This is a genomic window from Aquitalea sp. ASV11 (assembly GCF_016429185.1).
GTDB lineage: Bacteria > Pseudomonadota > Gammaproteobacteria > Burkholderiales > Chromobacteriaceae > Aquitalea > Aquitalea pelogenes.
The window spans coordinates 76,011-97,082 of record NZ_JAELUD010000006.1 but is presented as its reverse complement, the minus strand read 5'-3'; the positions used below and the strand labels follow the sequence as shown (position 1 = coordinate 97,082).

The 21,072-nt window shown below is 59.9% G+C and carries 18 protein-coding genes; 7 read left to right on the top strand and 11 right to left on the bottom strand.

The features are described from left to right. Positions 1–12 precede the first annotated feature (12 nt). A complete protein-coding gene (locus JHD62_RS03920) occupies positions 13–921 on the bottom strand; it encodes an alpha/beta fold hydrolase (RefSeq protein ID WP_233160609.1) in 909 nt (302 codons plus the stop codon). Between the two features lie 103 nt (positions 922–1,024). Here JHD62_RS03920 and JHD62_RS03915 point away from each other — a divergent pair, with 103 nt between their 5' ends. Beyond that, entirely contained in the window at positions 1,025–1,462 is a 438-nt protein-coding gene (locus tag JHD62_RS03915; RefSeq protein WP_199101843.1) for a helix-turn-helix domain-containing protein, read from the top strand. Positions 1,463–1,524: 62 nt separating this feature from the next. Here the strand turns inward: JHD62_RS03915 and JHD62_RS03910 are convergent, their stop codons facing one another. Then, positions 1,525–1,686: a hypothetical protein gene (locus JHD62_RS03910; protein WP_199101842.1), complete on the bottom strand. Its 162-nt coding sequence runs from the start codon at positions 1,684–1,686 to the stop codon at positions 1,525–1,527. A 713-nt stretch (positions 1,687–2,399) separates the two neighbouring features. Continuing rightward, on the bottom strand, positions 2,400–3,143 hold the full coding sequence (locus JHD62_RS03905; protein WP_199101841.1) for an ABC transporter substrate-binding protein: 744 nt from the start codon (positions 3,141–3,143) through the stop codon (positions 2,400–2,402). Positions 3,144–3,558: 415 nt separating this feature from the next. On the opposite strand from JHD62_RS03905, the gene JHD62_RS03900 reads away from it, so the two are divergent. Continuing rightward, on the top strand, positions 3,559–4,332 hold the full coding sequence (locus JHD62_RS03900; RefSeq protein ID WP_199101840.1) for a hypothetical protein: 774 nt from the start codon (positions 3,559–3,561) through the stop codon (positions 4,330–4,332). Between the two features lie 46 nt (positions 4,333–4,378). Here JHD62_RS03900 and JHD62_RS03895 read toward each other — a convergent pair whose 3' ends face one another. Both JHD62_RS03895 and JHD62_RS03890 read right to left on the bottom strand, forming a co-directional pair. Further along, positions 4,379–4,903, bottom strand: coding sequence for an isochorismatase family protein (locus JHD62_RS03895; RefSeq protein WP_199101839.1), 525 nt, complete (start codon positions 4,901–4,903; stop codon positions 4,379–4,381). A 235-nt stretch (positions 4,904–5,138) separates the two neighbouring features. Next, the gene (locus tag JHD62_RS03890) at positions 5,139–6,458 is read right to left on the bottom strand and encodes an MFS transporter (protein ID WP_199101838.1); all 1,320 of its coding nucleotides are present in this window, start codon (positions 6,456–6,458) and stop codon (positions 5,139–5,141) included. A gap of 187 nt (positions 6,459–6,645) precedes the next feature. Between JHD62_RS03890 and JHD62_RS03885 the strand changes: the two genes are divergently transcribed. Next, complete coding sequence (locus tag JHD62_RS03885; RefSeq protein ID WP_199101837.1) at positions 6,646–8,787, top strand: ATP-binding protein; 2,142 nt, start codon at positions 6,646–6,648, stop codon at positions 8,785–8,787. Continuing rightward, entirely contained in the window at positions 8,784–9,383 is a 600-nt protein-coding gene (locus JHD62_RS03880; protein ID WP_131357353.1) for a response regulator transcription factor, read from the top strand. The genes JHD62_RS03885 and JHD62_RS03880 overlap by 4 nt, the downstream gene beginning before the upstream one ends. 57 nt (positions 9,384–9,440) lie before the next feature. On the opposite strand, the gene JHD62_RS03875 is transcribed toward JHD62_RS03880, so the two are convergent. Further along, positions 9,441–10,139: a dienelactone hydrolase family protein gene (locus JHD62_RS03875; protein WP_199101836.1), complete on the bottom strand. Its 699-nt coding sequence runs from the start codon at positions 10,137–10,139 to the stop codon at positions 9,441–9,443. A 282-nt stretch (positions 10,140–10,421) separates the two neighbouring features. On the opposite strand from JHD62_RS03875, the gene JHD62_RS03870 reads away from it, so the two are divergent. After that, complete coding sequence (locus JHD62_RS03870) at positions 10,422–13,094, top strand: EAL domain-containing protein (RefSeq protein WP_199101835.1); 2,673 nt, start codon at positions 10,422–10,424, stop codon at positions 13,092–13,094. Here JHD62_RS03870 and JHD62_RS03865 read toward each other — a convergent pair. Next, complete coding sequence (locus JHD62_RS03865) at positions 13,076–14,002, bottom strand: LysR family transcriptional regulator (RefSeq protein WP_062787352.1); 927 nt, start codon at positions 14,000–14,002, stop codon at positions 13,076–13,078. The genes JHD62_RS03870 and JHD62_RS03865 overlap by 19 nt on opposite strands. A 107-nt stretch (positions 14,003–14,109) precedes the next feature. On the opposite strand from JHD62_RS03865, the gene JHD62_RS03860 reads away from it, so the two are divergent. Together JHD62_RS03860 and JHD62_RS03855 are read left to right on the top strand one after the other, a co-directional pair. Next, positions 14,110–14,718, top strand: coding sequence for an FMN-dependent NADH-azoreductase (locus JHD62_RS03860; RefSeq protein WP_045847722.1), 609 nt, complete (start codon positions 14,110–14,112; stop codon positions 14,716–14,718). 378 nt (positions 14,719–15,096) lie between these two features. Next, positions 15,097–16,683, top strand: a complete 1,587-nt coding sequence (locus JHD62_RS03855) for a sensor domain-containing diguanylate cyclase (protein WP_199101834.1) — start codon at positions 15,097–15,099, stop codon at positions 16,681–16,683. A gap of 1 nt (position 16,684) precedes the next feature. On the opposite strand, the gene hemF is transcribed toward JHD62_RS03855, so the two are convergent. From hemF to JHD62_RS03835, 4 genes are all read right to left on the bottom strand, one after another. After that, on the bottom strand, positions 16,685–17,593 hold the full coding sequence (hemF, locus tag JHD62_RS03850) for an oxygen-dependent coproporphyrinogen oxidase (protein WP_199101833.1): 909 nt from the start codon (positions 17,591–17,593) through the stop codon (positions 16,685–16,687). Positions 17,594–18,018: 425 nt separating this feature from the next. After that, positions 18,019–18,849, bottom strand: a complete 831-nt coding sequence (locus JHD62_RS03845) for a carboxylesterase (RefSeq protein ID WP_199101832.1) — start codon at positions 18,847–18,849, stop codon at positions 18,019–18,021. 108 nt (positions 18,850–18,957) lie between these two features. Beyond that, the gene (locus JHD62_RS03840) at positions 18,958–20,319 is read right to left on the bottom strand and encodes an ATP-binding protein (RefSeq protein WP_199101831.1); all 1,362 of its coding nucleotides are present in this window, start codon (positions 20,317–20,319) and stop codon (positions 18,958–18,960) included. Continuing rightward, positions 20,316–21,023 carry a winged helix-turn-helix domain-containing protein gene (locus tag JHD62_RS03835; protein WP_199101830.1) on the bottom strand — a complete coding sequence of 236 codons (708 nt, stop codon included), beginning with the start codon at positions 21,021–21,023 and terminating at the stop codon, positions 20,316–20,318. The genes JHD62_RS03840 and JHD62_RS03835 overlap by 4 nt, the downstream gene beginning before the upstream one ends. Positions 21,024–21,072: the final 49 nt, after the last annotated feature.

The window sequence follows — 21,072 nt, the reverse complement described above, 5'->3', positions numbered from 1 at the left end:
AACCGGCTCAGTTCAATCCGCAAGAAAGTCCAACACGGCGGGCACAAACGTCCGGTAGTGCTGGAACACGCCGCCGTGACCTGAGTCGGGATAAATCGTCAGTTGTGCATTGGGCAAGCGGCGCGCCATGTCTGCGGAATGGCTGCTGTCCACCATCAGGTCTCGATCACCATTGGCGACAAAAACCGGCTGTGTGATCACGGAGAGATCGTCTGGCGCACTCAGCCCGGCAGTCTTGATGGCTTTCAATTGGGCAAGTCTGGCTTGCAGGGAAATGCCCTTGTCGCGGTTGGTCGTCCGCATTTTCAGGGCGGTGAAGTAATCCCGCGCAGCACGCTTTCCTTCAGTGGTACGGGGAAAGAACAGAAAATGTCTGGCATCGCTCCAGGTCAACGCCGCCTTGATGTAGGCCAGAACGGCCACTTTGGTCACTTTTTCAATACCGCCACCACCACGCGGCCCGGTACCAGCCAGCACGATCCGCCGCACCAGATCCGGTGCTTGCAATGCCACCATTTGGGCAACGCCACCGCCCAAGGAGAAGCCGAGTAAATCCACCTGTGTGAACCCCATGGCACGGATAAAGGCAATGGCATCACGCCCCATTGCTTCCACCGTCTCGGGTACACGCCCCGTAGAGGCACCCACCCCGCGGTTGTCAAATGCGATGACGCGACGCTTGGTGGCGATGCCATCGATAACACGTGGGTCCCAATCGTCCAGTACTGCCATCAGGTGATGCAGAAAAATAACCGGCACACCGGAATCGGGGCCCAGATCGCGATAGGCAAAAGACACCGCGCCAACGTTAATGGTACGGGTTGCGACGTCCTGCCATTTCGCTTTGCGTACCGGCTGCATAGCATGTTGCTGCGCAACGGTCTTGGAGGCCGATGAAGTGCCTGTATTGTTCGTGCTCATCAAAGAGTTCTCCTGACGGGTGGATTGCCAGTCCATGAAGTGTTAGTATCAAACTGATACGAACAATACTACCAATTTCCCGATAAGTCACTATCAAAATAGTATGGACACAGAAAATAGTTGTGCGAACCCTTGTCCGATCTCCCGCAGCCTGAGCGTTGCCGGCGATGCCTGGAGCATTTTGATCCTGCGTGATGCTCATGCAGGGCTGACCCGTTTCGACCAATTCCGTAAGAGCATGGGTATTGCGCCCACCATGCTGACCCGCCGTTTGGCGACACTGACTGAGGAAGGACTGCTGGAAAAACGGCGCTACTCGGAGCACCCGCCGCGTGAGGAATACCTGTTGACCGATGCAGGTCGGGATTTTTTACCGGTGTTGTTCATGATCGGGGCGTGGGGACGCAAATACCGGGGTGGTGGCAAGCTGACGCAGTTCTTTGATGCAGAAACGGGGACTGAAATTCAAGCAATTGCGGTGGATGAAGTGACCGGAGCCAAGATCGGAACGCGTCCAATGCGAGTCGTAGTACCGGATTAGCGCTGACAGCTCTGTGAATGTAAAGGCTGCCAGTGCAGGGATGATTCAGCTTTCAGCCCGGCTCATTGGCTTCCATCAGCCTGGATGGCAAGCAAGTTGCTGTTTTTGATAGAGGCATTGGCTTGCTGGCTGGATTGATCTGCAGGCACGGCAAGATCATGGCCAATACCAACTGACATGAATGCGAACACAAGATAAGCCAGTGGGGCTGCAATGATGAACATTTGTTTACTCCTGTATGCAGGATGGAGGGCAACTTATCCTCTATGTCACTCTGGCTGAAGCGAGGTTGTTGAGAGGATCAGCGTAAGTACTATTTCGGTAGTGACTTCGGCAGCACTCTTCTTTTAAGTAACTATCGAATTGATATAAACAAAGAGTTGCTCATCTTGCTGCGCGAAGAAGCTTATTGTGTGCTCTGGTATTTGATGTCAAAGCACTTCCATTGATGTAGAAGCTGGCCTACGTGTTTGACTCCCATCGCCCGCTCCACACCGGATTCCCGTAGATCCTTGATCTGCAAAAGAAAAAGCCAACCGTCACCGGTTGGCTTTTTTTGTCTGGTCGATATCGGATCAGCGCTGGGGCAAGCGTTAGGAAGCAGCCATCTAGGTATCTGACAAGCTAGGGACGGTTCAGTTACGCTGTTTTAATGTAATAAAATCATGGTCTTACGATTTATTGTCATGACAGACTTTATTCTGTCCGATCACTAAACCGAATAAAGTTCGTCGCAGTCTGATCAAGTAAAAGAGGCCGTTGGCCCCTTTTACTTTTCCGGTTAACGGGTGTGCTGAGTCACTGGGGGTGAGTTGATGTGGAGTAAGTGCTTTTCGGCCGAAGCGGCGCGGTGTTACATGCTATTCAGTAGTACGAAACGTTGGAGTCCACGCAGGCACACCCGGAGTTGACCTGCAGTAAAGCCCCGCATGTCTTGCTAGTGAATGCGCATGGGTGCTTGCTGTTGTCTGCGCAGATCATTCGTAATCAGTCGGTTCAGGCTTCCGTCCTTGGTCATGCGGGTCATGGTCTGGTCGAAGAGGGCGGCTAGCTTGGTGGCATCTGGGCCGGGAGTGAACACCAGGTAGCTGGCTACCTTTTCAATGCTAGGTCCGGTTTGTACTGCATTACTTCCACCGGGCATTGTTTGTAGCAGTTGCAGTGCTACTGTGCGGCTGCAAGGCACGATGTCCACCCGGCCGGCCAGTAACTTGCGCAAATTCGATTCATGGCTATCCGTGCTATCCACTGCAGCAAATAGCCCTGCTTTTAATGCCTGGTCCAGACGAGGGCTATAGAACACATTGCGGGTGATGCCAATGCGTGCGCCAGCAATGGATGCCAGTTGGCCGTTGAACTTCCATGGCGAGTTTTTGCGGACGAAAAATACATAGTCCTGGATAAGCAGGGGTTGATGGGGATAAACCATGGTCAATTCCCGCTCCGGGGTCTTTTTTAGCGGGAACAAACCATCCACCTGGCGGTGGCTGACCAGATTGAGCGCACGGTTCATCGGATAGAGTTTGATCTGTGCATGTTTGCCGATCCGGGCAAAGACTTCGCTCACTATGCTGGTGGCCAGGCCTTCGGGGCCCAGATCACCCTCTGTGACATAGGGTGGATAGTCGAAGGTCACCAGCCGTAGCGGGGTGGCATGACAAACCTGGAATATCAGCAGCATCAGCAGCCAGCATGGAAGTCGCATACATTGGGTTGGCAGAGTAATTATCGGCCATAATTTATGATTTGTTTATAATAGACCCTTTATGTATAGAATTATCCTGACTTAGTGTTTAAAGAGGCTGATAATTGTTCTTTGTTGGGAATAGTGCACAGGCCAGCTTGCCCACCTGGCTGTTTGCTGCGTCTGCCCATAGACCCAGAGCGCGGCGGCAGCTTGTACCCGTAGTGGCTGTGGCGTGGCGTGGGTGGCTCCCGCACTGCAGCGTTGTCGCCTGACGAAACATGTCATGTGACATCACGTGTGTCTGTGCCGGGGTAAACAAGGCTTGAAAACATTGACATGCAGGCAAGCCGGGTGTGGATCAGACCCTTCTGAAGCTGTTGATGACATTTGGCCAGCAGATCGCATTGGCATGCTGTTTGCATGGTTGTTGCCACTTCATTCCAGGGGGCACACCATGCTCATCCCAAGCCTGCCACGTGCTGGCAATGTTTCCGGGGTATACAAGTCCATTGCCGCCACGCAGAACCAAGCTGACAATACTGCCGCCCGGACGGCAAATCTTGCCGATGTCATCAGCATTTCATCTGCGGCACGTGAGCGTCTGGCCGCGGAGGCGAGCGCAGCTTCAGGTGCCGGCATCAAAATGGATACCGACAAGGGGGAGGTGGCACTGAATCTGGAATCGTATTTTTCGCCAAAACCGCAAGGGGGGAACGGCGAACTTCCCCCTTTGATGCTGCCATCACAGCGAAATATCGATGCCCTGACTCAGGACATCAACCAGAAATTCCCGGCGTTTCTCTCCGCCAACGGCATTCCGGCTGCACCAGCCAGCATCCAGTACGATAGTAACGGCCAGCCACAGTTTCCTGCCGATTACCCCTATGCGGCCCAGCTTAAGCAAGCCTTGACTGATAACCCGGGTATCGGGCGCGAGCTGAGCACGGTTTACGCCTTGGGCGAATTCAAGAACCTGCTGGATGACAGTCAGGCATTCCAGCAGGAATATGCCGCAGCGGGCAGCCAGGGTGAGCTGGACAAGGTGATCGCCAAATATTCCCGGCTGTTTTCGGCCAATCCGCTACCGGCAAAATCCATCCTGATGATTGATGCTGATGGCCATATACGCACCGGTGAAGCCGCAGGCCCTTCTGGCACTGCAGCACGGAGCAGGGCAGCTTGAATGTCCGTTTGCAGCGCTGTCAGCTTAAGGCTACGGTAGTGCCGGGCTATAGTGCGGCAGCAGGCTGAACCAGCAAGGGCTGCGGGGTGGCGTTGGTGGCATTCCACACTGCATTGAAGTGGTCGATCACCTGTTCACCGCTCAATGCAAAGGCACTCAGCGTGGTATGCGCATCCGCAATCATCGTTACCTGAAAGCCACGCGAAACAGCATTGCGCAAGGTGCTATCCACGCAGAAGTCGGTGGCACAGCCGCCCAGCCACAGTTTGCTGACGCCCAGGTTCTCCAGCAGGGCGGCCAGCGGGGTATCACAAAAGCTGTCGCCATGCCGTTTGTAGATGAAATGGTCGGCGGCCGTGGCGGGCAGGGCAGGGTGCAGCTGCCAGGCAGCGCTGTCACGTTCCAGCCCGGCTTCTTCATGCTGGACAAAAATCACCGGGAAACCACGCTCCCGCGCTTTGGCAATGGCCAGTTTCAGACTACCAAGCACCTGCTCCAGCCGAACGGCAGCTGGTTCTGCGGCCACCACACCGCATTGCATGTCGACGATCAGTAAAGCGGTATCTGGCATGGCGTTCCCCGTGATGATTCATAGACCGACAGCATAACTGATTTGTATGGATGGCTGGCATGCGCCGACGATTACGCTTGTCCGGGGTGATTGCACCGTCGTCTCAATGACAGCAGCTTGCAGCCTGTCCGTGTAAGGGTTGGCTGTCGGGCATGGTTTGATTTTTGGCCAGAACAAAAAAAGCCGTACTGCATTCAGGCAGTAGGGCTTTTTTCATGCAGGAAAGATATCCAGTTCAGTGCCTTGCCTCGGCATCAATCAGCGAACCTTTGCGGGTGTCACGCATGAACCAGCAAACCAGCAGGGTGCAGGCAATCACCGCAGTGGTGTACCAGTAAAAGCCGCTTTCCAGCTGGATGGACTTGAACCACAAGGCCAGGTATTCCGCCGTGCCGCCAAAAACCGACACGGCAAAGGCGTAAGGCACGCCCACGCCGGTGGCGCGGATGCTGGCCGGGAACAGCTCGGCCTTTACCAGGGCGTTGATCGAGGTATAGCCGGAGACGATGATCCAGGCGCAGGCAATCAGGCCAAACGCTTCCCACGGACCACTGGCGTGACGGATGGCGGTGAGCAGCGGCACGGTGAACAGGGTGCCCAGCAGGGCAAAGCCGATCAGCAAGGGTTTGCGGCCAATGCGGTCGGACAGCGCGCCGTAAATCGGTTGCAAGCACATGGCAAACAGCAGCGATGCGGCAGAAACTGCAGTGGTTTGCATGTCGGTCAGGCCTACCGAGAGGCGCAGGAATTTCTGCATATAGGTGGTGTACACATAGAAGGCCAGCGTGCCACCCATGGTGAGGCCTACTACCAGCAGCACTTCTCTGGGGTGCTGCGCCAGTTGCCTGAGGCCGCCCATGGCCTTGGCGGATTTGCGTGCCGCTTCAAACGACTGGGTTTCCGGCAGATTGTGGCGCATGCGCAGGGCCAGCACTGCCAGCGCCGCGCCGACAAAAAACGGAATGCGCCAGCCCCAGGCACGCAGTTCTTCGGCGCTGAGCAGGAATTTCTGCAAGACCAGCAGCAGGATCAGGGCCAGCAGTTGGCCGCCAATCAGGGTGACGTACTGGAAGCTGCTGTAGAAGCCGCGGTGCTTGGAGTCAGCCATTTCCGACAGATAGGTGGCGCTGGCACCGTATTCACCACCCAGGCTCAGGCCTTGCAGCAGGCGCGCCAGCAGCAGGATGCAGGGCGACAGGATACCGGCGGTGGCATAGGTGGGGGCACAGGCAATCAGCAGCGAGCCAAAGCACATCAGCAGCACCGACGCCATCAGCGCGGTCTTGCGTCCCAGCCGGTCGCCGATGTGGCCGAACAGCATGCCGCCGATGGGGCGGATGAAAAAGCCGAGGGCGAAAATGCCGGCGGTGGACATCAGCTGGGCGGTGGGGTCCTGGGCGGGGAAGAAGGCATTGGCAAAATACAGGGCAAAGGCGGAATAGCAATAGAAATCGAACCATTCCACCAGGTTGCCGGCCGAGCCGACAATGATGGCATGCAGGCGCTTGCCGGATATCCGTTCGTGAGTAGCCGCAGTGGCTGTGGCGCTGGACATGGTGACTGTCTCCTCTGGTGTGACGGGTTATGAATGGGTTTCCCGCTTGTCGCCGTCTACTATGCGCAGCAGGGCGGTAGTCGGCATCCGCAACTTTGCCCTGATCGTCTCCGTAAAACTACGGAGGAGTGTTTCCGTCCGGCAGCTAGGCTGCTATGGTCGGAGCTTCCCCGGCCAAGGAGATGCCATGCCCAGTCCCCGCTCCAGCACAACTCACGCCCGCTATTGGCGCTGGCTGGGGCTGACCATGGCTGCCATCGGCCTGATTGTGCTGAGCGCCAACTGGGCGGAACGCCACGAGCTGGCCACCCGCACCGCCGCCTTGCGCCAGGCCGCGGCTGCTCATGTACTGGGTTTGCGCGGGCTGGTGGAAAAACACGATTTCCTACCCTATGCCGCTGCACGCCATCCGGATGTACTGGCCCTGTTGCAAACACCGCAGGACACCGCGTTGCGTTTGCGGGTGAACCATTACTTTGCCGACTTGCAGTCCACCACTGGTGCCGCGGCCTTGTTTCTGGTGGACCGCAATGGCCTCACCTTGTCGTCCAGCAACTGGAACCAGCCCTCCAGCTTTGTCGGCGAGTCCTACCGCCAGCGCCCGTATTTTGAAACCGCCCTGCAGGGGCAGCGCGGCCTGTTTTACGGGCTGGGGCTGACCACCGGGCAGTCCGGCCTGTTCATTGCCGAGCCGGTGCGCGGCCCGGCAGGCATCATGGGGGTGGCGGTGGTCAAGATCAGCCTGGAGCCTTTGCAGGCGGCATGGCGACGTGGCATCGACCCGGTCCTGCTGCGCGACAGCCGTGGCGTGGTGTTTCTCAGCTCGCAGCCCGAATGGCTGTTCCAGGCCCGCCAGCAGCTGAGTGCTGCCGATGCCGCCTGGATCAGCAGCCATCGCCAGTACGGCAGCCGCAGCCAGTTTGCCGTGCTGCCCTGGCAGGTAAAGCCCCTGCCGGATTCGGCCGCCTACGGCCTGCAAACCACGGTGCAGGGGCTGCATCGTTCCTTGCTGGCACTGGATACGCCGTTGCCGGAACTGGGCTGGACGCTGACCGTTACCTCCGACATGAAGGAAGTCACCCAGGCACGGCAACTGGCGCTGGCCTTGAGCACCTTGCTGCTGGCGCTGCTATTGCTGGCCAGCCTGTACTGGCGCTTGCGGGAAAAACGCTTTGTCGAGCAGCGCAGCGCCCGGCTGGAACTGGAACGCCGGGTGGAAGAACGCACCCGAGACCTGGAAGAAGCCCATACCTTTCGCAAGGCCATGGAAGATTCGCTGCTGGTGGGCATGCGTGCGCGCGACCCGCAAGGCCGCATCATTTACGTCAATCCGGCGTTCTGCGCCATGGTGGGCTATAGCGCGCAAGAATTGCTGGGCTGCCTGCCGCCCTATCCGTACTGGCATCCGGATGATCTGGAAAAACAGGCAAGGGTGAGCCAGGACGTGCTGCAGGGCCGGGTGGTGCCGCATGGCTATGAGTCGCGCATCCGGCACAAGGATGGACATGACGTGATCACCATGATTTACACCGCCGCGCTGGTGGATGCCCGTGGCGTGCACCGGGGCTGGATGAGTTCGGTGGTGGATATCACCGCGCAGAAACAGGCGGAGGCGCGCCAGCGCGATCAGGAATTGCAACTGGAGCGCAGCGCGCGGCTGGCCAGTGTGGGCGAAATGGCTTCCACGCTGGCGCACGAGCTGAATCAGCCGCTGATGGCACTGTCCAATTTCGCCCTGGCCGCCCGGGCGCTGGCCGATAGGGGGGAGGGCAGCCTGCTGGCCGAAACGCTGAACGACATCATTGCCCAGTCGCAACGGGCCAGTGAAATCGTCAAGCGAGTGCGGGTGTTCATCAACCCGCAACGCGCCCAGTATGAAAACCTCGCCCCGGCGGATGTCATCCACCATGCGGTCAACCTGCTCAAGCCCGAATTGCAGCGCCATCATGTGCAACTACAGCTGCAACTGGAAGACGGCCTGCCGCCGGTGCGCGGGGACAGCGTGCTGCTGGAGCAGGTGCTGATGAATCTGATCCACAATGCACTGCACGCCATGCAGGCGCAGCCGCCGGGCAGCCGTCGCATCAAGCTGCTTTGCTGGCAGCAGGAGCAAGGAGTCAGCGTCACCGTGGCCGATAGCGGACCGGGTATTCCGGCAGATCAGATCGAGCAGATTTTTGCCCCGTTTTTTACTTCCAAACCCGACGGCCTGGGCCTGGGCCTGAATATTTGCCGTACCATCATCGAAGCCCACGGTGGCCGCATCAGCGTGGAAAACAGCCCCACCGGCGGGGCCGCCTTTACCTTTACCCTACCGCTTGCATCATGAAAGAAATGCCGCTCACCCTGTTTGTTGTCGATGATGACGAAGCCCTGCGTCGTTCCCTGTTGCTGCTGTTGCTGTCACAGGGGCTGGCGGTACAGGCTTTTGATTCCGGCGAAGCCTTTCTCAGTGCCGTCAACCTGCGTCAGCCAGGCTGCGTGATTCTGGATTTGCGGCTGGGCGGTATCAGCGGCCTGTCGGTGTTTGATAGTCTGCTGGCTGCGCACAGCCCGCTGGTGACACTTTTTCTGTCGGCCCACGGCGATATACCCACCGCACTGGAAGCCGTCCGGCGTGGTGCGTTTGACTGGGTGGAAAAGCCGGATACCCAGCAATTGCTGGACAAGCTGCCCGCCGCCATCGCCCTGGCCCGCGCCCGCGCCCAAGCGCTGCGACAATGGGCCGAGTTGACCCCGCGTGAGCGCGAGGTGGCGCGTCTGGTGGGGCTGGGACAGCCCAACAAGGAAATTGCCCGGGTGCTGGTGCCGCCCTGCGGACATCGCTCGGTGGAAACCCATCGCGCCAATATCTTCAGCAAGCTGCAATGCGCCAACGATAACGAATTGGGCCGCTGGCTGGCGGCCCATCCCTGGCTGGACTGAACTACCCGACTTGGGGCAGGGCAGGTCACGACGGTGACCTGCTCAAAGCGGAAGGAATTACAGATGCTCGGCCAGGAATTGCAGGCTGCGGCCAGTGGCCAGCGCGGCGGCAGATTGGTTGAACACGGCACTGCGGCCCCAGCAGTTGAAGCCATGGCCCACACCCGGGTAGTCAAAGAACACCGCATTGTCCTTGCCGGCAAACGCAGTCTTCACGGCGCTGACGGCGGTTTGTGCAATGTGTTCGTCGTTGCCGGCGTAATGGAACAGGATGGGCTGGGTGATTTGGCCGGCCAGTTCCAGATGCTGGTCAATGCCACCACCGTAGAAGCACACTGCGGCATCCGCCTGGCTGAGTGCGGCGGCGCGGAAGGCCAGTTGGCCACCCAGGCAGAAGCCCAGCGTCGCCACTTTGCCAGTCACTTCCGGACGCTGGCGCAGCAGGCCAACCGCAGCGGCCACATCGGCTGCAGCCTGGGCGGTGTCCACTTGCTGGTAGTAGCCAAACGCCTGCTGGGTACCGGCGGCATCGTAGTCCAGATCCACGCGCGGTTTCAGCCGCCAGAACACATCGGGGGCCAGCACCACGTAACCTGCCAGCGCGTACAGGTCGGCCACGGCGCGGATATGCTCGTTGACGCCCCAGATTTCCTGCACCAGCACGATACCCGGCCCGGTGCCGGTGGGGGGGAGTGACAGATAACCGCCAAATTGCTTGCCGTCCTTGGTGGGAATGTCGATCCAGCTTGCGTTCACGGGAAACTCCTTTGTGCGAGAGTGCATCGGAATGGCCATCGGGCTGGCAGCCCGCAGGCATGAAAGGGGCAGGGCATGGTGACGCAGTTGGCGTGACATGTTCGGCCAGGCCTGCCCTGCATGATCTTGGCTATGTCGTAGCAGGCATGGCTTTTTCAATAGTGATGCGCAGAAAATGCGCAGTACCGTTTGGTTGGCTTCGATCAAATTGGCAGAAAATTATGTCAATAAGGCCAGCTTTGCTACCATGGTAGCTGTCGCTTACAAACAAGCATTTCTCCCATGAAGCAGCGCGCGCAACGCATGTTCATTGTGTTCTTCCTGCTGCTGTTTCTGGGCACGGCGGCCCTGATTGCTTTCCTGTTGGGGGTGGCCTACCAGGAAAAGCAGCGTCAGGCCGAGGTGAATGCGCGCAATGTGGTGGAAGCGCTGGAAGCCCGGCTGGAGGCCACCTTGCGTCGCAGCCAGGCCACGCTGGAAGAACTGGCGCGTACCACCAACCCGGCCGTCATGTCATTGGCAGTGCGCAATGAACACGCCACTGCCATGCAAAGAGAGCTGGCCTTGCGTGCCAGCCACTTTCCCGAAATTGTCGGGCTGCGCCTGATCGACGCCCAGGGCAATGTGTTGTATGCCTCCGACTATGCCTTGCCCAATGCCTCGGTGCGGGACCGCAGTTACTACCTTGCCTTGCGCCAGAATCCCCAGATACCGCTGTTTTTTTCCGAAGTGACAATCGGACGCCTCAATCGTACCCGCCAGTTGTACATGGCTGTGCCCATGCGCAGTCCACAGGGTGAATTTGCCGGCATTGCCATGGCACCGCTGGACATTGCCTATTTCCAGAAGCTGTTTGCCGCCATCAACCTTGGCCCGCACGGGGTGCTTACCTTCCGTCGCAGCGATGACGGCCGACTGGTGCTGCGCATGCCTGCGGTGAAGGACAGCGTCAACCAGAGCCTGCAAACCAACCAGATGTTCCAGCACGTTGCCAGTGGTGAGCAAAGCGGCTTGCTGCGCTATTCCTCCAGCATCGACGAGGTGGACCGGGTCTATGCTTTCAAGCGGGTAGGGGAGTTTCCTTTCTATCTGGGTGCAGGCATTGCCAGCATGGATTTTCTGGCGCAATGGCATGCCACCTTGCTGGGTACGGTGGTGGTCAGTTTGCTGGTGTTGCTGGTACTGGGCGTGCTGCTGTACCGCCTGCAGCAGTCCGAAGTGCGGCAGCAGGATACCTCGGCCAATCTGCAGGCCAGCGAGGATCGCTTCCAGTTATTGCTCAATGCTGTGGGCGATGGCATTTGCGGGCTGGATCAGGACGGACGCTGCATGTTTGCCAACCCGGCGGCTTGCCGGTTGCTGGGTCATGCAACTGAAGCTGCCTTGCTGGGGCAGCAGTTGTTGCCGCTGGTGCATACCCATGGCCCGGACCGCCAGCCTTTGCCTGATGGGGCGAGTACCATTCACCAGGCCTTGCGTCAGGGGCGCAGCGCCCATGCCGACGATGCACTCTTCACCCGGGCCGACCAGAGCCTGCTGCCGGTGCGCTACGATGCCTATCCGCTGGTCAAGGACGGGCGTGATATCGGGACGGTCTTGCTGTTTCAGGATATTGGCGCCCATAAGCGGCAACAGGAGCAGATTGCCTTTCTGGCCCATCACGATGCGCTGACCGGCCTGCCCAACCGCATTCTGGCGGAGGACCGCTTCCGGCAACTGCTCAGTCTGACCGAACGCCACGGCACCATGCTGGCCATGTTGTTCATGGACCTGGACGGCTTCAAGACCATCAACGATTCACTGGGGCATGATGTCGGGGATGAAATGCTGCAAGCGGTGGCGCAGCGTTTGCGTACCTTGCTGCGCGAACACGATACCGCCTGCCGGCTGGGTGGCGACGAATTCCTGCTCCTGCTGCCTGACATCGACAGCATCGACAAGCTGTTACCGATGATCAGCCGCTTGCTGCGGGCGCTGGAGCAGCCATACCTGCTGACCGGGCATCAGCTGTCCAGCTCGGCATCGATTGGCGTGTCGCTCTATCCGGTGGATGGGCAGGACTTCACCACCCTGATGAAGAAGGCCGACACCGCCATGTATCACGCCAAGGATGCGGGGCGGAATACCTGTCGCTTGTTTGATGCCGACATGCAGGTGGAGGCGGAAGAGGCCTTGCGTCTGCGCGGCCGATTCATGCGGGCGCTGGAAACCGGCCAGTTCGTGCTGCATTACCAGCCACAGGTCAGCCTGGTGGACGGGCGCATCATTGGTGTGGAGGCGCTGGTGCGCTGGCAGGATGGCGAGCAGCTGATTCCGCCGGGGCGCTTCATTCCCATGGCGGAAAGCAGCGGGCTGATCGTGCCTTTGGGCGAGTGGGTGCTGCAGGAAGCCTGTCGGCAAGCGGTGCAATGGCAGCACTGCTATCCCAGCCCGGTGGGCGTGGCGGTGAATCTGTCCGCAGTGCAGTTCAAGCGTGGCAATCTGGAGCAGGCGGTGGCCGCTGCCTTGCGCGACAGCGGCCTGCCTGCGCATTTGCTGGAGCTGGAGCTGACCGAAACCTCGCTGCTGCAGCAGACCGAGTCGGTGGTAACCACCTTGCATCGCCTGGGGCAACTGGGCGTGCGGCTGGCCATCGACGATTTCGGCACCGGGTATTCCAGCCTGGCCTATCTGAAGCGCCTGGCGGTCAATACCCTGAAGATTGACCAATCCTTTGTCCGTAATCTGCCGGACGACCCGGACGATGCCAACATTGTGTGCGCCATCATCGACATGGCGCACAAGCTGCAGTTGCATACCCTGGCCGAAGGCGTGGAAACCGCCCAGATCGCCGACATGCTGCAAGCCATGGGCTGCGAGCAGGCACAGGGCTACCATTTTGCCCGCCCGCAAACCGCCGCCCAGTTACAGGACTTCCTGCGTCAGCAGGTGGCCAGTCAGCCGGGCGGCAAGTAGGACGGATGGCCGGGCGGAATCAGTTCGGCTACCAGAAAGTCGATAAAGGCCCGGATGGCCGGTGACAGGCCGCGCCGGGTAGTGAATGCGGCATGCAGAATGCCCCAGGGGCTGTCGAATTCCGGCAGCAGGCGCAGCAGGCGGCCCTGCTGGATGGCCTCGTCGCATACCATCACCGGCAAGGCGGCCACGCCCAGCCCGGCTATCGCCGCTTCCAGCAAAACCAGCAAATCATCGGTCATCAGCCTGGGCTGATCAATTTGCAGGCTGTAGCTGTGACCGGCCTGATCCAGCAACTGCCACTGCCCGCGGCCATCGGCACGGCTCATGGTGAGGGCGGGCAGGCCGGCCAGATCTGCCGGGGTGCGTGGCATGGGGTGGGCGCGCATGAAGTCGGGGCTGGCCACCAGAATCACCTGGCTGACCGCCAGTTGCCGCACCACCAGGTTGGCGCTGTTATCGATGCTGTTACGCACGCGTAGTGCCACGTCGATATTGTCTTCTATCAGGTCCACCCGCCGGTTGGTGGCTTCCAGTGCAATGCGCACCTGTGGATAACGCTGCATGAAACGCGGCAGTGACGGTGCCAGCAAGGTCTTGGCCAGCAGTTCAGGGCAGCTCACCCGCACCAGGCCGCGCGGTTCGGCGCTGATGCGGGCAATGGCTTCATCGGCGGCCTCGGCCTCGGCCAGCATGGCCTGGCAGTGCTGGTAATAGCTGCTGCCCACCTCGGTAAGCGCCAGGCGCCGTGTGGTGCGTTGCAAAAGCCGTACGCCCAGCCGCTCTTCCAGTTCGGCCACCCGGCGTGACAGCCGCGACTTGGGAATCCCCAGCATGCGGCTGGCAGCCATGAATCCACCGTGCTCCACCACCTTGGCAAAGTACAGCAGGTCGTTCAGGTCTTGCATTTTATTGTCCTATGGGTGGAACAATGTTTCCGATTTGAGCAGTCTAGTCATGATTGGTAGCAAAAACTACTATTCCGTCACCAACTCTGCTTACAAGGAAACCCGCCATGAAACTGTTGCATCTCGATTCCAGCATCCTCGGTCAGAACTCCGTTTCCCGTCAGCTGACTGCTGCCGTGGTGGAAGCCGTCCGTGCCAAGCACGCCGATGTTCAAACCAGCTACCGCGACCTGGCTGCCCAGCCCATTGCTCACCTGTCCGGTGAAATCATTGGTGCAAACTTCACCGCCGAAGCCGACTGGACGGAAACCCAGCGTAGCGAAAGCGCGCTGAGCAATGCGCTGATTGAAGAATTCCTGGCTACCGACGTACTGGTGATTGGCGCGCCGATGTACAACTTCTCCATCCCGTCCCAGCTGAAGAGCTGGATCGACCGTGTAGCCGCAGCCGGCCGTACCTTCAAGTACGGTGCCAATGGCCCTGAAGGCCTGGCAGGTGGCAAGAAAGTGGTGATCGTATCCAGCCGTGGTGGTGTGTACTCCACCGAGCAAGGCCAGCTGATGGACTTCCAGGAAGACTACCTGCGTACCGTACTGGGTTTCCTGGGTATTACCGACATTGCCTTCATCCGCGCCGAAGCCGTGAATATGGGTGAAGACAAGCGTGCTACCGCCATCCATGCCGCCAAGGAAGCGATTGCCAAATTGGCCATCTGATTTTCCCTGTACGGATATGAAAAAACGGGCCTTGATGGCCCGTTTTCTGATTATTGGCCATACCTGTCTCGCGTTCTGCAAAGAAAGCGAGGCTCCCTTTCCGGGAAAGGGCGGGGGGATAGGGAGTCGATGGGAGGCTGCGGAATCAGCCACTTCATCGAAAGGCCCGGCTTTGCCAGGTCCGGTGCAATCGCACCAAATCACTTTGTCAGCAGCCGATGAAACGGGCCTTGCTGGCCCGTTTTGCATGTGGAACCCAACCAGACGGCACAGCCTGTTGCGCCCGCGTACCCATTAACCGCAATTACTTGTCAACATATCGAAAGTACGGTGTGATGCAGGCAGAGGCAAAGCGGGCGGGTGGGCAAGATGCGCAGGATGTGGTTGGGCGAGACGGTACTGGATCATCAGTCAGCATTTCGTAGCGGCTTGTTGCTGCTGATTGTGCTGTTACTGCTCTCCAATGGCTGGTTTGCCTACAGCCGCGCGCTCAGTCTTGCCAACCAGTATGCCCATCGGGCGGTCAGCAGCCTGGAGCAACATTTTGACGGCATTGATGGGTTCATCGACATCATCCACGCCGATGCCGTCAGCGAATTGAAGCAAAGCGATGGCGGGCAGGATCAGCAGGCCGTGCTGTTCTGGCTGCGCAATGCACCGGGGCAGGGCTTTTATGCGCTGGATGCCCGGCCCACCCTGGCGTCCGGCCTGCAGCCGGGAAATCTCACCGGCCTGGGACAGGCAGCTGCGCTGGATGCGGCTGCCCGGCATGAAATGGCCGTGGTGCTGGGCCTGACACCGATGATGCAGATGGCTTATCAGCATCTGGGCGAACACGGTGTGGACTGGGTTTACTATGTCTCCGCCCGCCAGTTCATTTATCTCTATCCCTTCACCCCGGCAACGTCCTATCACTACAGCGCCAACACCCCGCAGGGCCAGTTCTGGCGGCTGGCAGAACCGGCAGTCAACCCGCGCGGCCAGCGGGTGATCACCCCGGTGTATATCGACCAGGCCGGCAAGGGCCCGATGCTGACCATCAGCCAGCCGCTATGGGTGGCGGGGCAGTTCCGGGGTGTGCTGTGCATGGATGTGGGGCTCAATACCCTCAACCAGTTGCTGCGCAAGCTGGATGCCCCGGCAGGCAGCCTGTACCTGCTAAATCGGCAGAACCAGGTGGTGGCCACCAGCGATGATCACCCTCTGCCACAGGAAAACCTGCAGTTGCTGCCGGTGATGCCAACGTACGCCGCCAGCCCGACCGCCCATGTGCGGGTGTATGCGCTGGGCGACTCCGGCATGCGGGTGCTGCAGTACCTGCCCAATTACTGGCTGGCACTGGAAGTGGCCCGTGGCTGCGCACCGGGTGTGGTGGCGGCCGTGCTGTTGTGGCTGGCCTTGCTGTTGCTGACACGTACCTGGCAGTTCAATCGTGAATTACGCCGCCTGTCCGAACATGATGCCCTGACCGGGGCGCTCAACCATCGTGCATTCCAGTCCTTGCTGGCACAGCTGTATCAGGACTACCAGACGCAAGGCACGGTGTTTGCGCTGGTGATGGTGGATCTGGACCACTTCAAGAAGGTTAACGACAGTCACGGCCACGCCGTGGGCGATACGGTACTGAAGGTGCTGGTAAGGCTGGCGCTGCGGCTGCTGCGTAATGAAGACCGCGTGGCCCGGCTGGGTGGCGAGGAGTTTGTGCTGGTGTTGCCGGCTACAGACCTGCCGGACGCGATGAAGGCGGCGGTGCGCTTGCGCTTGCAGCTGGAACGCTTGCACTGGGGCAAGCTGGGCCTGCCGGAGCCGGTCACCGCCAGCATGGGCTGTGCCGTGGTGTTGCCGGATGACCGCCATGCCAATGATGTACTCAAGCGCGCCGACGACGCCATGTACCGGGCCAAACAGGAAGGGCGCAACCGGGTCTGCCTGCACTGGCAAGGCCCGGCGGCGTCAGGCAACTGAACTACACCCAGTCGCGGGCGGGCAGGAAGCGCTCGTACAGTGCGGCTTCTGCACTGCCGGGTTCCGGCTGGTAACCGTATTCCCAGCGCACCAGTGGCGGCATGGACATCAGGATGGATTCGGTGCGGCCTCCGGTTTGCAGGCCAAACAGCGTGCCACGGTCCCATACCAGGTTGAATTCCACATAGCGGCCACGGCGATACAGCTGGAACTGGCGCTGTGCATCGGTCCATGGGGAGGCCTTGCGCTTGTCCACGATGGGGACATAAGCCTCGACAAAGCCCTGACCTACCGCCTGCATGAAGGCAAAGCTGCGTTCGAAGCCCCAGGCGTTCAGGTCGTCAAAAAACAGCCCGCCCACGCCACGGGCTTCGTTGCGGTGCTTGAGGAAAAAGTATTCGTCGCACCATTTCTTGTAATCGGCATACACATTGGCACCAAAGGGCTGGCACAGATCGCGCGCCACGGTGTGCCAGTGGATCACGTCTTCTTCCACCGGATAGAAGGGTGTGAGGTCAAAGCCACCACCAAACCACCATACCGGCTCGGCGCCGTCCTTTTCGGCAATGAAAAAGCGCACATTGGCATGGCTGGTGGGCACGTGCGGGTTTTCCGGGTGGATGACCAGCGACACGCCCATGGCTTCAAAGCGGCGGCCAGCCAGTTCCGGGCGATGGGCGGTTGCCGACGCCGGTAGTGCATCGCCGCTGACATGCGAAAAATTCACCCCGGCCTGCTCGAATACCGCGCCTTTGCTCAGCACCCGGCTGCGCCCGCCACCACCCGCCGGACGCTGCCAGGCGTCCTCGACAAAACGGCCCTGACCATCGGCCTGTTCCAGCGCGGCACAGATATGGTCTTGCAGTTGCAGCAAAAAGGCTTTCACCTCGTTGGCGTGGGGATGACTCATTGCAATATCCTGGATGGTGGTGTGGCTGGCATTGTAGCAGGGGGATTCCTGCGGCTGCAGCGGCCTGGGGCCGGGAGACGGACAAAAAAAGAACCCGCCGGTAAGGGCGGGTCGCACATCGTCACACAAAGGACAGAGGAGTACAGGCCTGTTGCCAGGCCTTACAGATACAAAGCAAAAGCGCGTCACGGGCTCGGGGGTGTCCGTGGCAAGGCTGAAGCATGGACGACAGTGTGACAGAAGCCCGCATGGGCACTGTGCGGCTAGCGTCTTGGCTGTGTGCCCGGGTTGTGCCTGCTTGGTGACGGTGAATGACAATGCGGCCGAGTGTGTTGCAAAACATGAAGCAAGGGAACTTTGCCGCCCGGAAATGCAAAACGGGCCGCCACGCATTGACGTGGCGGCCCGCACTAAAGATGTGGCAATCAGGCCGTGACAGGGCTGCCTTGCCAGTTTTCTTGCGGGCTGCTGCTGACCGCAGGACGGCTGGCAGGCCTGGACTGGAAGAAGTCCACGCTGCGCGCCAGCACGGCCATACGTTCGTTATCCACCAGAATCATGTGATAGCTGTCGGACAGCGGCATGAAGTCGACCGGCCCACCCAGATGTTTTTGCAGATGGTGTGCCGAGCGCGGGCTGGTGATGTCGTCTTCGTCGGCATGCACAATCAGTGTCGGGCAGGTGATCTGTCCCAGGCGCGGCAGCAGTTGCCGGCGCAGCTTGTCCACTTCGCGGATGCAGGCCAATGGCACATAGGGGTAGTGAAAACGCTCGCCACGCTCAAAACGCTGCTGGATCAGCTTGCGGATGCGCGGGTTCTTGATGCCGAACGGTTCGGCTTCCGGAATGCGCATGCGGCGTGCCATGCCGGGCAGGATGTAACCCAGGGGACGCAGCCAGGTCAGTCGTGGCAGGCTCCAGCCATCCAGAAACAGCGGTGGCGCATACAGTGCCAGTTTGTCCTGATGGTTTTCCAGCCGCGCCACTTCCAGTGCCACCAGTGCACCCAGGCATACGCCAGCCAGATGCACCACGCCATGGCGTTGCTTCAGCGCGCGGTATTCGGCGCGCATGCTTTCTATCCAGTCGGTCCAGCGGATATCCAGCAGCTCTTCCGGTTCAGTGCCGTGGCCGGGCAACAGCGGGGCATGGGTGACGATGCCGACGTCTTCCAGGGTACGGCCCAGCGAGCCCAGATCATAAACAGTGCCACCAAGGCCGTGGATCAGCAGGGCCGCAGGTCGGGTAGAGCGCATGGCAATTCCACATACACAAAAATTAACAGTCTGGAGTATGCAGGAGGGCAGAGCGCGGGTCTGTCGCCTTCGTGTCACGGCTTTGTGACAAGCTGTGACCTGTGTGGCCTAGCTCAGGGCAATGCGCAGGGTGAGACGGGCACCGCCCAGGGGGCTGGTGCCGGCAAAGGCGCTACCGCCATGGTGTTCGGCAATCAGACGGACATAGGACAGGCCCAGGCCATAACCGCCGGTGGCGCGGTCGCGGCTGCGGTCCAGGCGGCGGAAGGGTTCGAAAATGCGTTCCCGGTCGGCTTCTGGAATGCCATGACCGTCATCATCCACCTGGATTTCCAGCATGGTGCCCTGACGTTCCACGATCAGGTGCACCTGGTGCTGGGCATATTTGAAGGCGTTCAGCAGCAGGTTGCGGCTGGCGACGTAAATCAGCTTGCGGTCAAAGGCCGCCTCGCCGCGTGCGCAGTCCATGGTGAGGCGGATGCCCGCCGGCTTGAGCGGCTGGACCAGGTCAATCAGGTCGTCAAACCATTCGTACAGATCCACCTGCTCGCGTTGCAGTATGGCTTCGCCCCGGTTGAGCTTGGCGTATTCCATGCTGGCGGTAATCAGCTCTTCCAGTTCCTGCATGTCGCGTTCCATGCCGTCGCTGTAGCGGCGACGCTCGTCTTCGTCGTCCTCTTCTTCCAGCATGGTCAGGCCAAAGCGCAAGCGGGCAATGGGGGTGCGGATTTCATGCGCCACGGCGTGGCTCATGGCCTGATGCATTTCCAGTAGCCGTTCCAGCCGGGCGGCCATGCTGTTGAGGGCGGTGGACAGCGGGGCAAACAGGCGACTATGGGCTTGCGGGGTGCGCACGTGAAAGTCGCCATTGGCAAACAGCTCGGCGGCATCGCGTACCGATACCAGGTCGCGCCACATCGGCCGCAGATAGAAGTACATCAACAGGCCCAGCGTGCTGCCGGTGAACACGATCCACAGCAGCAATACCTCGATGTCCTCGGTAATCCAGCCACTGTCGTTGCTGTTGGGGGTGGCATCCAGCGGGCCTAGCAGCAACATGCGCTTGTCGTCCGGCAGCGGGATGTAGAGCAGGTTGTTGTCGAAATCCAGATAGGTTTTGCCGGTGGCAAAGTTCTGTTTGCTTTCCGGGTCCAGGTCGGCAGGCAGGCTGCTGATCAGCTTGACCGGATAACTGAAGTGGCGGGTGAGTTGCGGCAGCGCATGTTCGCGCGCCGCCACCGGCACGCGTTGCAGTTCCTGCACCAGCAGCGATGCCGGGCCGTCCAGCATGCGCCGGGCGTTTTCACTGTCGCTATTCTGGTACAGCTTGCCCAGCATGAAGGCAAAACCGATGATGATGGCCAGCTCTGCCGCCATGGCAATGATGAAATAGCGGGCAAACAGGGTGGCCAGCGACGGTTTGGCGCTGCGGTTCTTGCGGTCGGGCCGCAGGCGGGGGAGGTGGATCATTCCCAGTCGCTGCGCGAGAACAGATAGCCCTTGCCGCGTACGGTCTTGATGCGGGTGGGCGAATCCGGGCTGTCGCCCAGTTTTTTGCGTAGCCGGGATATGCGGGCGTCAATGGAGCGGTCCAGCCCGTCAAAACCGATGCCGCGCAATTCATTCATGATGTCGTCGCGCGACAATACCTGTCCGGCATGGCTGGCCAGCAGCCACAGCAGGTCGAATTCCGCCGTGGTCAGCTCCATTTCCTCGCCGCTCAGATAGGCGGCACGGGTGCCCTGGCTGATGTTGAACTGGCCGAAAACCAGTTCGTCGTTGTCGCCGGTTTCCACGTTGTCTTCTTCTGCCACACCACGGCGCAGCAGCGCGCGTACCCGTGCCAGCAGGCGGCGCGGCTCTACCGGCTTGGCCAGGTAGTCGTCGGCGCCCAGTTCCAGCCCCAGGATTTCGTCCACGTCTTCATCGCGCGCGGTCATGATGAGAATCCGGCCGTGATAGCGCAGCCGCACTTCGCGGCAGACATCAAAGCCTTCCTTGCCGGGCAGCATGACGTCCAGAATGACCAGGTCGGGGCGGGTGTCCAGGATGACATCGGCGGCGGTATCGCCACGACCGTGCTGGCTCACCTGATAACCATGCTTGGTCAGGTAGGCGGCGATCAGTTGTGACAGGTGGATGTCATCTTCAATGATGAGAATGTGCGGTGCCATGCGCGATCTGCAATAAACAATCCACAAATAGTATCACTATGTATCCCCG